Consider the following 13,094-nt stretch of genomic DNA (forward strand, 5'->3'; position numbering starts at 1 on the left):
CAGATATTTTAAATAGGTGTATGTTTATGCGCTAAGAGAATAAAAGGATAGGAAAATCATGACCTTTAGCATTTGGTTATCACTTTTTACAATTTCAATGTTAGGTGCAATGTCACCGGGCCCCAGTCTGGCTATGGTTGCTAAACATAGTTTAGCCGGTGGCAGAGCGAATGGCATTTCTACCGCTTGGGCACATGCCTCTGGGATTGCAATTTATGCTTTTATCACCTTACTCGGTTTGGCGGTGATGTTACATCAATCACCAATGTTATTTAAAGGCATCAGTTATTGCGGTGCTTTGTATCTAGCGTATTTAGGTTTTAAAGCCTTAGGCTCAAAGGGAGGCGTGGCTCATAAACTCGAGTCAGACAAAGCTGTTAGCCTTAAAGAGTCAGCGCGAGATGGTTTTTTCATTTCTATATTAAACCCTAAAATCGCCTTGTTCTTTATCGCGTTATTTAGTCAATTTGTGGCTGTTGGCGCAGAGTTAAGTAGTAAGGCGATTATTGTCTTTACGCCTTTTTTGGTGGATGGTTTATGGTATACCTTTATTGCCTTGATACTTTCAAATAGCAAATTGTTAGATAAATTACGCTCCCGCGCAATCATAATAGATAAAGTATCAGGCGTTGTATTAATTGCCTTAGCCATTCGTGTGTTTCTGACAGTGTAAGTTATATAAACATTACCAAGGTTCCAGGCTCCATTGCGTGAATAGTCGCTCTGGAGGGAGGAAATCTATCAGCTGTAATGCATTTATTGTTGCAATTGATTACCTGAACAGCCATGAGTTTATTGATTTAACGCAGAAATACGCGTAAATAACGGTACTGTATCGTTTTGCTTATCCAGAACTGAGGTTAATTTATTATATCAAGTTCCCTAGGATAAACCTGAGCAGGCTCACTTATGATAAAAACACAAGGGGCAAGATTCTTTCTGGCGATTATCAGGTATATAGAAGAGTTCATTTTTATTTGGAGTATTTGTGAAAAAAGAAATTGATAAATTAGCATGGTTATATTTTAAAGATGGAAAATTATTAAATGCTCGTTCTAAAAATAAGGAGCTTTTCTATCTTCCTGGAGGTAAGCGTGAAGCAGGTGAATCCGATGAGCAGGCACTTATACGCGAAATCAAAGAAGAAGTTTCAGTAGATTTAATTGCTAGCTCAATTAAATTTGCCGGAGTATTTAAAGCTCCTGCTGACGGTAAAACTGATAAAACTATTGTCAGGCTAACCTGTTATTTTGCAGATTTTTCAGGTGAACTTTCACCGGATGCAGAGATAGAAGAAATTGATTTTATTAATTATGAAAATAAATCACGTTGCTCTCTTGGCTCTATCAAAGTGATTGAATGGCTAAAAAATAAAAACTTAATACAATAAAGTTGGCCATGAAGGCCACACTGTCTTAGCTTCTAGCAAGGCTATTGGTAAAATCTCGATAATCCGCTTATGTTTTTATTTTAAACTTTATAAGCCTTGGACTTGCGTATTCTTCGAGATTTACAATATTTTTTAAATTAAGTTCCTAGTATTATGACTAGATTTCCATAACAACCGACCACAAACTTGTTGAACCATCGATATCAATCATAAGAAGCGTATTATTATCAAAAGGCTCAATGTACTTTGTTTGTTTAAATTTTTTTATGGTTATTTCTTTGAACAATTTTTTAACTTTGTCTGGGATTCTCGCATTATCTTTGATATCGATAATATCTATCTTATCTGTTTCAAAGAATAAGTAACCTTGCGAATAGTCCCATTTTCCAGAAATAGCAATTGCAGTTATGTACTCAGTTTCATTTTCTTTATTATGAATACTTAACGTTATATCCTGAAAATAGGTGTTATTTTTGAAATGCTTAATATTGCCACTTATTACAACTTTCTGTAGATTTTTTATTTCATGTTTGAAAAAATTATTACTTGTTTGAGTGATATCAATCTCTATATTTGAATGCCACACCTTAGAGGTCAATATCTTATTATTATTTATGAAATAGAATACCAACACCACTAAAATAAGAATAAGGGTTAATAAAGCTATAATTACATTACTTTTACTTTTAAAAATCATATGCGATTAAACTTCCCATTTTTATTAAGCAGTTCATAACTTATATTTTCTAACGTATTGGAATATATGACATTAATAATAAGGTTGTTTTTTGAATTATAGCTGGCTATCACACTATTAATTTTTCCAATGTCAGTGGATTTAAGCACAAATTTCTTTGATAAATTCCTTCATCGGCAAATTATCCGTGTAAGTTTTATGTTGGCTGGTCAATGTATAAATTGGAATATTATTAACAACATCTGCTTTTACTAGGCTACTGCTACCTTTTTGTAATGAAATAGAAAACGTATAAAGGGAAACTGCAATAATTAAACTTATTAATATAGCCATAATAACTAGAGGTAGTGTTTTTTTATTAATAGCTTGTTTATCATCAATGCTATCGCTATTTGTATCATTTTCCAGGTTTTCCGCTAGTTCGGGGACTGGTTCAGGGGCAATTACAATTTCCTTAATAGAGCCAACGAACTGATAACCTTTTTTAGGTAATGTTAATATAAATGCAGGTTTCTTTGTTGAATCATTGAGCATCTTACGAAGGGTCGACATAGCTTGAACCACACTTGATTGATTAACCAGTGCGCCATTATCAGTCCAGACGAGTCTATTTAACGCATCTTTACTCAGTATCTCATTTCTTCTTTCAATCAAAATATTCAATAGATCACTTTCATTACTCCCTAGTGATATTTTTATTGAATCATCTAGTTGATTCACGAGTGTTTTCTGCACTGGATCGAATAGATAACTATCATTGATAATGTATTTTTTTGCTAACATTCATAACCTTACTTTCAATTATATTAAAATACTTATAACTTCAACTATATAAACACGCAGTGGATATCAAATTTTATACTAGATACGGTATCTAGCTTATTGAGTCTGCTGATATTTTTTACGGCATCTTTATTAAATTACTTTTTCTCTTTTCTTTTCACTTTTACAATAAAAATTAACAGTAAGATAAAGGAGAGCATTTCATTTTTCTCATCTATATTGTTTTCAAATAAGCTATTTTTGTTTGTCTAAACATCTCATATCATAACTTTTTTCCTTGCTATTTTTCTAATAAGCCCTGAATTTAGTTGAAAACAAGATAAAAAATAATAAATATTAGTTTAATATGAACTATTTCATAAATAACAATACAAAAAATATTCATCTAAAATAACGAAAAATATAGTTTGATACTCCAAATTAATAACTAAATTAGTTAATAAAGCTATTTTAACTTAAATTTCTTTAATATTCCTTTATTTTTAAGTTTTTATTTTTTTATTACTTTTTATTTTTTATTATCAATTCTTTTTAAACTCTCTAATTTTTAATTAAGTTGTTGTTTTAATTTAATTTATATTTTTTTCTAGACGTAGATCATAAAAATTGACAGGCAAAATTAAATTCTGCAATCTTTATCTGCAATTTTGAATTGAACATTGGTGGGAAGACAGAAAAGGTAAGTGCCTGATTTGTTCATCATCTAACGTCATCATCTAACGTCATCATTATCATCTAAACTATAATGATTGATTTAAGGGAACTTTTAGAATTCCCAATTTTTTATTGAAGAAGGATTTATTATGAAAAAAACTCTACTGGCTCTTGCTGTAGCAAGCCTATCAACATCTGCATTTGCTGATATCTCAGACTCATTTTCTACATCAGCTACTGCTGGTATTGGTGGTTACTACGATACAGTGTCTGAAGAATTATATGATGACTGGGCAACTGCTCTTACAGTTTCTACTTCATTTAAAAATGAAGCTGGTGTAGTTGGTTATTTAGAAGTTGATCTAGAATTAAACTGGTCAACAGATGAAAGTGTAACTGGTATTCAAAATGGTCCTGGAACTGACGTTGATAAAGCTTGGATCGGTTACGAAACCGGTTTTGGTGTTGCTTCTTTCGGTTTTGAGAATGACACTGCACTAGATAAAGTTGACGGTGCTGGTGATTTCACTTATGAGTTTGGTTCTTCTGCTGGTGATGCAAGCGATGCATACAATGTAGTTAAATTCCAAGGTTCAACAAGTGGCTTTGCATACGGTATCTCTTACTTTGAAACTGATGATGACTCTGATGCTCGCAGATAGCGGTGTGAATGGTTATATTGGTTTAGAGCAAGATACAGTAAGTGTATATGCTGGTTACGAAACTCTTGATGATGCAGATTACGAAGTGTTTTCTTTGTCTGGTAATGCTCGCATTTGGTGACATTGGCGTAGGTGCTAACTTCTGGATCAATGATGCTGACGTTGCCGGTGAAACAACAGGTTTTTACCTATCAACTGGTTACAATGTTAATGAAAAATTAAATGTTTCTGCAGGTTATGCCTCTACTACTTTAGAAGTAACTGGTGCATCTGACGTAGATGGTGAAGCAGTTAACGTTGCTTTAGCATACACTGTTGATGCTAGCCTAAATATGGGTGTGGATGTTTTATACGATACAGAAGCTGAAGAAACTTCTGTATTTGCGTACACTTTCTACAACTTCTAATTGATATATAGTTTCAGCTGATTTTAATTAGTTTTCTAATATATTTTCTACTTTAGAAGTAATTTACAAAGGCTACTCATGTTTTCATTTGAATTTTCATGAGTAGCCTTTTTTATTTTCCAATTAATACCTTCCTCATTCTAGTTCAAATTTCTATGCCATATTATCATCTATATAATATGCAATGACTTTATTCATTTTTTTGCCTCCCAATAAACTAGTTGTCATCATCTAGCTAACTATACTTGTGCTTAATTACACGGAGTAAATAAATAAGGCTGTAAATAAGAAATTCTACAGCTCCGTTAGGTGTTCATACGATAAAATTTGTACCTAATATTGTACATGTGTAACTTGTTAGCTATACTTGTCTTGTTTGTTGTACAACTAATGAGGTAAATATGCGCATTGTATCATTCACAGAAGCCCGAAATAGACTTAAATCAGTTTTAGATAATGTTGTTGATGACGTTGATTATACTGTTATTACACGCAGAGATGCTGAAGATGCAGTTGTTATGTCAATGGAACATTACAACAGTTTAATGGAAACTGTACATCTTTTAAAATCGCCTGCTAATGCTACTCATTTATCAAAATCAATTGAACAATTTCATTTAGGTAAAGTTACAGAAAGAGAGATCCCTAATGATTAGGCTACTTGCTTGGACAGATGAAGCTTGGAGTGATTATGTATATTGGCAAGGTCAAGATAAAAAGACGATCAAAAGAATTAACAAATTAATTAGTGATGCTAAGAGTTCCCCATTTGAAGGAATAGGTAAGCCTGAGCCATTAAAAGAGAACTTATCAGGCTTTTGGTCACGCCGTATAGATGAAACTAATCGCCTAGTTTATGCCGTTACAGAAGCGCATTTAACAATTATTTCTTGTCGCTATCATTACTGAAGCACGCATAGCTATCAAGGGCATCAAGTCGGATTCGTAACAATTGGCTCGTTCCGTTTCGCTCCATTTTAGTCAACTATTACTCACAGCTTATGGCCACGTTATGTGAATTATGGATAATCGAGCATTTACAAAATTAATAAAGTTTTTAGAGAGAGTTCCAGCAATAGCTGGTTCAATCGGATATGGCTCTGAAAGTGATCAAAGTTGGTGGGTTAAATTCACCATCGATACAACGCATCAATTGGCATGGCAAACAGTTCAGGAGTTTGGTCATGTACTAAATTACTTATCATTAAATGAACGTCTGCCAACTTCGTTCTATCCTGTTTCGCCTCCACCATATATGAATGGTGGGCCTGAAGAGTTTTTGTCTTGGGTTCTCGAATGTAAAAACATGGAGTTCTGTCCAGGAACATGTGCAGAGTGGTTGTCAGGTAGGTTGCCTCAACCAGTTGATGATATCGCGGAATGGGAAGTTGATTAAATTCACATAAAAGCTGTTCAAAGGGACAAAAAAAGTTGTTTTTTGCTCCTGCGTAACTTATTTTAACTAACTATTTTTTTCCTCAAAACAACGCGTTAGATTACTTACGTACATGGTAGTAAGGATTAAATTTTGGAAGAAGTACAAGAAAAATGGATTTGTGGGTTTTGGAGAAGAATCGGAGCCTTATTTATCGACACGCTAGTGTTAGGTATTTTTGGATATATTGTTGGATTATTTTTAGAAGATACTTTCGTTCAAATTGGTGGTTGGGGAAGGTTAATTGGTTTTGCTGTATCAATTTCATATTTTGGAATTATGAATAGCGCTTTATCAAATGGGTAAACAATTGGTAAAAAAATTCTAAATGTCAGAGTTGTTGATTCATCTAATTCAACTATTACCCTACCTAAGTCCATTTTAAGATATAGCTTCCTTGCGGTTCCATTTTCATTAAATGGTGCTCAATTTAGTAACGAAGTATTGCTTTCATACTTAATGTACCCGTTATCATTTATTATATTTGGTGGCTTATTTTCAATTTCTTATTTATATATTTTTAACCGTGGAACTCGGCAATCATTGCATGATCTTGTGGTGGGTACGTACGTGGTCAATTCAAAGGTTAGCTCTGAAAAGCTCCCTTCAGTGTGGAAACCTCACTTAGTTGTAGTGATAGGTTTATTTATTGTAGCGACTCTTGTGCCAGCATTTACTTCTGACTTAGCTAAATCAGAACCTTTTAAAGCTATGTTAGCTACTCAGGAAGCAATAAATAATAACGAATTAGTTAAATATGCAACGGTTACAGAAGGTTCAACTACATTTACTTCAACTGATTCTGGAAGCAAAACAAATACATATGTGAATATTCAAGCTTACATTTATAAAAATAATGTTGAAGATTTCGATACAGCTAAACAATTAGCCCAAACAATAATTAAAACTTATCCGGAATCGCTAAATAAAAACTTGATTCAAGTAACTCTTAAATACGGTTATGATATTGGAATTGTATCAAAGTGGAATAGTTACAATTACCAGTTTAACCCAAAAGAATTAAACGGTTCTGAGTAACGTAATCTAACAACTAATTCAATAGGTCAAATAATAGTTGGCTTTGGTACTGTGTCGCGATTTTAGCCAACAATTATTTGCCTCTGAATGAGGCGTAATAAGTCTTAAATATTGAGCGGTAATTTATGAAGTGTAAGTTTGAAATATTTCCTACAATAGGAATTAATCCTATTAAATTAGGTGAAAGTCGTGCTTTAATTTCAGATTTAATGAATGCGACTCCCTATAGTTTTATGAAAACACCCATGAGCAAGCATCCAACTGATGCATTTTTCGATTCTGGTTTTCAAATATTTTACGCTGGTGATAATCCAATTGTAGATAGTATTGAGTTGTCACGTGGATGTGGTTTTAGTGATATTATCAGGAGTTTCTGTTTTGGAAGTTCCTGTAGAAGAGGTTCTGATTAAGGTTAAAGAAGTCACGGGTATAAAGCCAATTACAGAAGACGATGGCTACTCTTACGAAATACCTAAATTGGGTTTGTGGTTTTGGCGCCCCAAAAATGAATGTGACGAAGAAGAAGGAATGTATTTTTCAACTGTTGGTATTGGTGTCCCCAACATATAGCAAGGAATTTAAGTTAAATAAAAAAGTTGGTTATGTTTGTCTCCCCAACAATTTTAAGTAACTATTTTTGTCTGCTTAAGTGGGCGTTACCAAAGGAAGTATATGTTAAATCTGCGAGTATTATTTTTATCCTTTGTACTGGTTGGCTTTAGTGTTGAAGCCATTGAAAAAGGAAGTCAATTGAATCAAGAACAATATACTCCACCTAAAATGCCTGAATACCCTAAATCATATGATGATGTGATGAGCACTTTTGCTTCTCATTATCAGGCAGAAACCAACCTTTAGATTACTTCTTTGAACTCTATATCATCAATGTGTTGGAAAAATTGCCAAATGAAACTGAAGTAGCACTTCAAGAGTTTAATCGAAAACATCCAAGCTTTTTTGAGTCAACTAATGGTGACTGGAGAGCTTTTATTAAAAAGCAACTTGATTTATCAAGCACATTAGAAGTGGCAATATGGGATCTATGGATTCGTAATTCAGTCAATGCAAAGCATAACGGATGGAATTACCACCCTTGGCACTTTGCCCAGAACTTCATAGATAATTATTTTATTGAAGGTAGCAAAGTAGATGTGTGGGAAGGTGATTCATTAAATTTGGCAAAACAGAGAATTGCCACATTCCGTGAAAATAGTAACTAACAAACGCATTAAATCTGACGTCTCACATTGTCCGATTTTTTGCTTAAAAAATGACGTAAAAAAGCGCCCCACATGCTTCTCAGTTTATGTGGAATTATGCGGGGAAAAATGGATCTATATAAAACAAGAATAAAAAATCTAAATGTCATAATTAATCGAGACCAACTTGTTGGGACGATGAATACAACAAAATGGAATAAACCATTTTATGCGTTGAACGAGTTAGATTTATATATTGGTTATAGGGTTAAAAATATAGCAAGGCAATTAAAGCAAGCGCATAACGGCTGTCGTTGTTTTTGCTAAAAATAAAAAGCTCGTAAAATAGAGCCAACCTTCGTGCTATTTATTGTGGTGTTATATTCAAACGAGGAATCTGCGTGTTTAAAAGGTTTGTAAATGGAATTGTGTTTGGCAGTGGCTTCGCTATAGCCTTTATTTTTATTGCCTATATAGGGCTACAAGTTGTCATTCCCACGTTAATAAATAGTTCTAACAAAACTCCTGAGTTTAATAATGTCAAATCAGCCGAAGTCATTGAACAAGATGCATCATCTACGCTCAAAATGACAACTGATACAAATTTCAATTTATATAAGAATTCTCGAGCAAAGATGGAAGTGCCGCAAAGTGGCGGAATATTGTCTATTGCTTCTGTAAATACTCCCGCAGGTAATAAATACCCTAGTACCTATCAACTTTGGATTACAGAATCAGAGTTTTGGCAGATCAAAACGACTGAGCAAAACGTAGAAATTGAACAACTAGAATATCCTAATGTTTTGCCAATTGATGCTGTAGACGTAACAATGAGAAAGCAAGCCGGCTATGCTATGAGCACAATGACGATTAATTCAGAGGCAGTTGCATCGTTAAAAATGGGAAAAGGGTCGTGGCATGATCAGGATATGAATGGAAAAACAAAAATAACAGAAGAAGGTGTTGTTTTTATTCAGCCCAACAAGTTTTGAATATAACAAGCTAATTAACATAACAAAAAACAGTTTGCTGTTTTCTTTTCTCAATATTTTAGCAAACAATTTTAGCCCATTATTAGGGGCGTTGAGGCTGTAGAAATTCACCCAAAAGAACATTTATAGCTCTTTTTTAATTTTGCTGTATTGTACAAAAAATAAACTTTATGCGATTGTCAACTGTGATCTAATTGTTATTATTTACTCAGAGTTAAATGTGATGGCTCTTATTTGAAAGCAAAGGGGAAACTTGACTTATCTTGCCAAAGTAAATTCATTCCGATTGATTTTGCACAGCAAATTATCCCCTGTACCTTTGAATACGCGCTTTCTCATATCGTCGCCTATACATTAAATGAAGCACCTTGATTTAAGTACGCAAAGATTTGACTAACAAATAGTACGACAACGGTAAAAATGGTGTCGCTTATCCTCCTTCTGTCATGCTGAAAATAATCTTGTTTGGTTATTCACGCGGATTAGTTAGTAGTCGATGCATTGCTAATGCTTGTGAAACCAATATTACCGACCTTGACAGTGCCAAGGTGAGCACCAGTAAAGGCACTATCCAAGGCTATAACGGCTTGCCATTAACGATGATAAGCATTAAGTGATTATGCAAGCCCAAGTTTGGGGAAGTGTGGGAGAGCAACAAACGTTAAAACCTGCTATCGAAGATTTAAAAAAACAACAGACTAAACTTGGTACACCTGATGCCTTGTGTGAAGCAAAGTTTACTGCTTATAGCGGTTTTCATAGTGAAGTCAATCTTGAGTTTATGGCTACAATACGGCTCGATACTTACATTGTCGACACTGCATTTAGAAGCGAAAAACGTCCACTAAACATGGTCGGCAAGTGCAATTTGAAACAGGCAAAACAACGAATCGCATTTCTTATACCGATAGAATGCGAGTGAAATTTAATAGTAGCCCTGGCAGAGGGAATAAAGTAGACAACTCGGTGCTATTGAGTCTGTCTTTGGTCATATTGCGTGAATAAAGGCATGAATAAATTCACGCTACGCGACGAAGAGAAAGTGAATACCCAGTGGCAGATGGTTTGTCTTAGCTCATACTGTTATTCATAATAAAGAGAAGTTAAGGAATAGTTTACATTAATCCAAGGGAAAAGCCCTTAAAGCGCAATAATTCAGCCTAATCAGCCTCAGAAACACGTTTACAACCCAATTTAGTCATCGTTACACAATAACTTGCGCTAAATTTTTTCAAAAAGCCTGAAATGACCACCTCTTTTGAAACTAAAGCGCAAGTAATTTTGACCGATCCTTAATCAATCATTTATTGAAAATCGAATAATCTATTGGAATCTCAACTAAATATGAATTAATGTGGTTTTTATTTTAAATAATCAGGCTGAAAATGAGAAATTCTACAGCCTCGTTAGCACTATATAGAGGTTGAGATGTACGAAGTGGTTTTTGACATAAAGTATGAAGGTTTTTGGTCACTTTTTTTATTCTTCCTGGCGTACTATTCATGTTAATCACTGTAATCGGGATAAAAAATAAAGACAAATTATTAGGCTGGAATTTTAACGTTTTAGGAAAGCCGGCTACTAAAAAGAGCCTAAATATAGGCTTGGGTTTCTTTCTCATGTTTTCAGTATGTTGGACAACATTCGCTGGGTATGGTTTGGCTACGAAACTTTACTCGCTTCTTTCTAAATATGAGCAGGGAAAATATGATGTGGTTGAAGGGCTAGTACAGAACTTTGACCCAATACCTTATGCAGGGCATAAGCGTGAAAGTTTTACTGTTAAAGGGTCAAGTTTAGCTATTCAGATTTTTCTGTTACACCGGGATTTAACAATGCGACCTCACATGGAGGCCCCATCACGGAAGGGCTTCAAGTTCGCATTTCTCACATTCGCAATACAATATTAAAATTAGAAACCCTGAAAACAGAATAAATTTTGAGCTTAGGGTTAAAGTACTAACAAGACAAGTCAACAAGGACTAAAAACAGAGGGCTATCTCACTCTGCTCAGATTTTAGCCCACAATTTTTAGTCTGTTAATATAAGCGTTAGGTGATTGTTGATGTCTAAAGAATTAAGTAAAAATAAGTATTTGAAAATACTGTTCACTCTTATCATTGTGCTTGAGTTAGGTAGTTTGTCTTACGATGCTATTATGGAACCTTATTTTAACAATATCCATGAAGGTGAATTGCGTAGTCAATTGGTCAGTTTAGTTAAGGATAAGCATCCAGAAATCAAAAATGTAAGTTATGATCTGACAAATGGCTTGAAGATTATAATTGAGCCTAGTTTTACTATTGAGCCAGCGCTTTTTAAAGATTCTATAAATCAATTGAGTTGTGCTTTTTTAAAACGACCTGATGTAATGTACAAGGCAATAAATACATTTGTGGTTTATGGCTCGGATGTACGTTTTCCAATTGAGAATAAGCTTATTGGTAGTTGGCTATTCTTTAGTGATAAATGCACCTAACAAGAATTTATAATTATAATAAAAAAGTAGGCTATGTTGAATTTCTTAACAAATTTTAGGCCACTATTTTGTTCTTTTGGCAAAGCCTCATGCACACAATAACAAGGAAATAACATGGAAGTAGATGTATTTGATAGAACTCATACAAGTGATCCTATTATTAGTGCGACAGCTTATAATTTTGCAATCGGTTTGACGCTATGTTGGGGCTTCGTTATAAATTGGTTGATGGTTACAAATATTGATCCTCAATCGATTGTAAATATTAACCCATGGATATTTTTTATTGGGTATTTTGCATCTTGCTTCTTTGGGATCTATTTATTCAATGGCTCCAGTAACCCAGTTGTTAGCTTTATTGGATATAATTTTGTAGTGGTTCCATTTGGCTTGATTATCAATCTGGTTGTTAGTCGCTATGATGCTACTCTCGTCTCTGAAGCTATTCGAATAACGGGCTTAGTAACTATTGGCATGATGTGCTTAGGCTCTATGTTCCCTACCTTTTTAAAAAAATAGCAGGCGCACTTACAGTTGCCTTATTTCTTGTGATAATCGTAGAACTTATTGAAATATTTGTTTTTGGAATTCATCATGGAATCATCGATTGGATCGTAGTTTTGATCTTCTGCGGATATATAGGCTATGACTGGGGGCGCGCTAATCAAATTCCCAAAACACTTGATAATGCCGTTGATAGTGCAATACGACTGTACATGGATATTATTAATTTATTCCTACGTATTTTAAGAATACTTGGTCGAAAATAAGCCTAGAATAGTCAAATGACTCCTACACAGAAAAGCAGGAACTGTGTTTGAAGCATTAGGAGTCAGTTATGAAAAATACAGTAACTTTTAAATCTGATTTATTTAAACCATTTTTGCCTGAAGACTCTCAAGTTAATCCTGAAGTTTATGGTGCCGAACTAGCATATTGGTTGAGTAAAAAGTTGGCTGAAAAAAATATTATTACTTCTTATCCAGAATCAGAAGATTGGGGTGGTTTTTAGAATACTTTTTTGATGATAATGAATATTGGTTATGTTGTGGCAATATAGTAGAAACAACAAATGGATGGAAATGTTTTTTAAAGTGTCACTCTAAAGGTTTATTTTCCAAGAAAGTAGCTCCTGCACATTTAGCAACACCAATGCTTGAAGCATTAAAAATAATTTTAAATGAAGAAAATGAAATAGCAGACGTAGTCTGGGAAACAGTTCAGCACACTTAATAAAGTTAATTAAAATCGCTGTGTTCGTTCTACTTACTTAGGGCATTCAGTCTGTAGAATTTCTCCCCAAACGCATTATCGCTTCGGCAAAAAAGAAGTCGTGTCATTATTCTAAGGTAAATAAA

24 protein-coding genes and 2 pseudogenes are annotated in these 13,094 nt (G+C 34.0%); 24 read left to right on the top strand and 2 right to left on the bottom strand.

Annotated elements, in window-relative coordinates; all coding sequences use genetic code 11:
- Positions 1 to 58: 58 nt before the first annotated feature.
- Positions 59 to 673 (top strand): LysE family translocator, encoded by a 615-nt coding sequence (locus tag ACLKMH_RS10830; RefSeq protein ID WP_413701966.1) that lies wholly within the window; start codon positions 59 to 61, stop codon positions 671 to 673.
- A gap of 315 nt (positions 674 to 988) precedes the next feature.
- Positions 989 to 1,390, top strand: coding sequence for an NUDIX hydrolase (locus ACLKMH_RS10835; protein WP_413701967.1), 402 nt, complete (start codon positions 989 to 991; stop codon positions 1,388 to 1,390).
- A 157-nt stretch (positions 1,391 to 1,547) separates the two neighbouring features.
- On the opposite strand, the gene ACLKMH_RS10840 is transcribed toward ACLKMH_RS10835, so the two are convergent.
- Positions 1,548 to 2,087: a regulatory protein ToxS gene (locus ACLKMH_RS10840; protein ID WP_413701968.1), complete on the bottom strand. Its 540-nt coding sequence runs from the start codon at positions 2,085 to 2,087 to the stop codon at positions 1,548 to 1,550.
- A 141-nt stretch (positions 2,088 to 2,228) separates the two neighbouring features.
- Positions 2,229 to 2,870, bottom strand: a complete 642-nt coding sequence (locus tag ACLKMH_RS10845) for a winged helix-turn-helix domain-containing protein (protein WP_413701969.1) — start codon at positions 2,868 to 2,870, stop codon at positions 2,229 to 2,231.
- A gap of 803 nt (positions 2,871 to 3,673) precedes the next feature.
- Between ACLKMH_RS10845 and ACLKMH_RS10850 the strand changes: the two genes are divergently transcribed.
- From ACLKMH_RS10850 to ACLKMH_RS10955, 22 genes and pseudogenes are all read left to right on the top strand, one after another.
- Complete coding sequence (locus ACLKMH_RS10850) at positions 3,674 to 4,186, top strand: hypothetical protein (protein WP_413701970.1); 513 nt, start codon at positions 3,674 to 3,676, stop codon at positions 4,184 to 4,186.
- Positions 4,173 to 4,307 carry a hypothetical protein gene (locus tag ACLKMH_RS10855; RefSeq protein ID WP_413701971.1) on the top strand — a complete coding sequence of 45 codons (135 nt, stop codon included), beginning with the start codon at positions 4,173 to 4,175 and terminating at the stop codon, positions 4,305 to 4,307. The genes ACLKMH_RS10850 and ACLKMH_RS10855 overlap by 14 nt, the downstream gene beginning before the upstream one ends.
- Entirely contained in the window at positions 4,291 to 4,593 is a 303-nt protein-coding gene (locus ACLKMH_RS10860) for a hypothetical protein (RefSeq protein ID WP_413701972.1), read from the top strand. The genes ACLKMH_RS10855 and ACLKMH_RS10860 overlap by 17 nt, the downstream gene beginning before the upstream one ends.
- Positions 4,594 to 4,994: 401 nt before the next feature.
- Complete coding sequence (locus ACLKMH_RS10865) at positions 4,995 to 5,249, top strand: type II toxin-antitoxin system Phd/YefM family antitoxin (RefSeq protein WP_413701973.1); 255 nt, start codon at positions 4,995 to 4,997, stop codon at positions 5,247 to 5,249.
- Complete coding sequence (locus ACLKMH_RS10870) at positions 5,242 to 5,502, top strand: Txe/YoeB family addiction module toxin (protein ID WP_413701974.1); 261 nt, start codon at positions 5,242 to 5,244, stop codon at positions 5,500 to 5,502. Before ACLKMH_RS10865 ends, ACLKMH_RS10870 begins: the two co-directional genes overlap by 8 nt.
- 112 nt (positions 5,503 to 5,614) lie before the next feature.
- Positions 5,615 to 5,989 carry a hypothetical protein gene (locus ACLKMH_RS10875; RefSeq protein ID WP_413701975.1) on the top strand — a complete coding sequence of 125 codons (375 nt, stop codon included), beginning with the start codon at positions 5,615 to 5,617 and terminating at the stop codon, positions 5,987 to 5,989.
- Positions 5,990 to 6,121: 132 nt separating this feature from the next.
- Positions 6,122 to 6,334, top strand: coding sequence for an RDD family protein (locus tag ACLKMH_RS10880; RefSeq protein ID WP_413701976.1), 213 nt, complete (start codon positions 6,122 to 6,124; stop codon positions 6,332 to 6,334).
- Between the two features lie 3 nt (positions 6,335 to 6,337).
- Positions 6,338 to 6,574 (top strand): annotated as a pseudogene (locus ACLKMH_RS10885) (RDD family protein); the annotation flags it as partial.
- A 24-nt stretch (positions 6,575 to 6,598) separates the two neighbouring features.
- Entirely contained in the window at positions 6,599 to 7,066 is a 468-nt protein-coding gene (locus ACLKMH_RS10890) for a hypothetical protein (protein WP_413701977.1), read from the top strand.
- 125 nt (positions 7,067 to 7,191) lie between these two features.
- Positions 7,192 to 7,476, top strand: coding sequence for a hypothetical protein (locus ACLKMH_RS10895; RefSeq protein ID WP_413701978.1), 285 nt, complete (start codon positions 7,192 to 7,194; stop codon positions 7,474 to 7,476).
- Positions 7,445 to 7,636 carry a hypothetical protein gene (locus tag ACLKMH_RS10900; protein WP_413701979.1) on the top strand — a complete coding sequence of 64 codons (192 nt, stop codon included), beginning with the start codon at positions 7,445 to 7,447 and terminating at the stop codon, positions 7,634 to 7,636. The genes ACLKMH_RS10895 and ACLKMH_RS10900 overlap by 32 nt, the downstream gene beginning before the upstream one ends.
- A 102-nt stretch (positions 7,637 to 7,738) precedes the next feature.
- Entirely contained in the window at positions 7,739 to 7,924 is a 186-nt protein-coding gene (locus ACLKMH_RS10905; protein ID WP_413701980.1) for a hypothetical protein, read from the top strand.
- A gap of 41 nt (positions 7,925 to 7,965) precedes the next feature.
- Complete coding sequence (locus ACLKMH_RS10910) at positions 7,966 to 8,286, top strand: hypothetical protein (protein WP_413701981.1); 321 nt, start codon at positions 7,966 to 7,968, stop codon at positions 8,284 to 8,286.
- A 108-nt stretch (positions 8,287 to 8,394) separates the two neighbouring features.
- The gene (locus ACLKMH_RS10915) at positions 8,395 to 8,592 is read left to right on the top strand and encodes a DUF6678 family protein (RefSeq protein ID WP_413702315.1); all 198 of its coding nucleotides are present in this window, start codon (positions 8,395 to 8,397) and stop codon (positions 8,590 to 8,592) included.
- A 74-nt stretch (positions 8,593 to 8,666) separates the two neighbouring features.
- On the top strand, positions 8,667 to 9,257 hold the full coding sequence (locus ACLKMH_RS10920; protein ID WP_413701982.1) for a hypothetical protein: 591 nt from the start codon (positions 8,667 to 8,669) through the stop codon (positions 9,255 to 9,257).
- 234 nt (positions 9,258 to 9,491) lie between these two features.
- The gene (locus tag ACLKMH_RS10925; protein WP_413701983.1) at positions 9,492 to 9,629 is read left to right on the top strand and encodes a hypothetical protein; all 138 of its coding nucleotides are present in this window, start codon (positions 9,492 to 9,494) and stop codon (positions 9,627 to 9,629) included.
- A gap of 74 nt (positions 9,630 to 9,703) precedes the next feature.
- On the top strand, positions 9,704 to 9,874 hold the full coding sequence (locus ACLKMH_RS10930; protein WP_413701984.1) for a hypothetical protein: 171 nt from the start codon (positions 9,704 to 9,706) through the stop codon (positions 9,872 to 9,874).
- Between the two features lie 2 nt (positions 9,875 to 9,876).
- A complete protein-coding gene (locus ACLKMH_RS10935; protein ID WP_413701985.1) occupies positions 9,877 to 10,179 on the top strand; it encodes a hypothetical protein in 303 nt (100 codons plus the stop codon).
- 1,143 nt (positions 10,180 to 11,322) lie between these two features.
- Complete coding sequence (locus tag ACLKMH_RS10940; RefSeq protein WP_413701986.1) at positions 11,323 to 11,736, top strand: hypothetical protein; 414 nt, start codon at positions 11,323 to 11,325, stop codon at positions 11,734 to 11,736.
- Positions 11,737 to 11,850: 114 nt separating this feature from the next.
- A pseudogene (locus ACLKMH_RS10945) lies at positions 11,851 to 12,506 on the top strand (Bax inhibitor-1 family protein).
- Positions 12,507 to 12,574: 68 nt separating this feature from the next.
- A complete protein-coding gene (locus ACLKMH_RS10950) occupies positions 12,575 to 12,748 on the top strand; it encodes a hypothetical protein (RefSeq protein WP_413701987.1) in 174 nt (57 codons plus the stop codon).
- Positions 12,733 to 12,969: a hypothetical protein gene (locus ACLKMH_RS10955; protein ID WP_413701988.1), complete on the top strand. Its 237-nt coding sequence runs from the start codon at positions 12,733 to 12,735 to the stop codon at positions 12,967 to 12,969. The genes ACLKMH_RS10950 and ACLKMH_RS10955 overlap by 16 nt, the downstream gene beginning before the upstream one ends.
- The last annotated feature ends 125 nt before the right edge of the window (positions 12,970 to 13,094 follow it).

The organism is Psychromonas sp. KJ10-10 (assembly GCF_047323245.1).
In the GTDB taxonomy this organism is placed as follows: domain Bacteria; phylum Pseudomonadota; class Gammaproteobacteria; order Enterobacterales; family Psychromonadaceae; genus Psychromonas.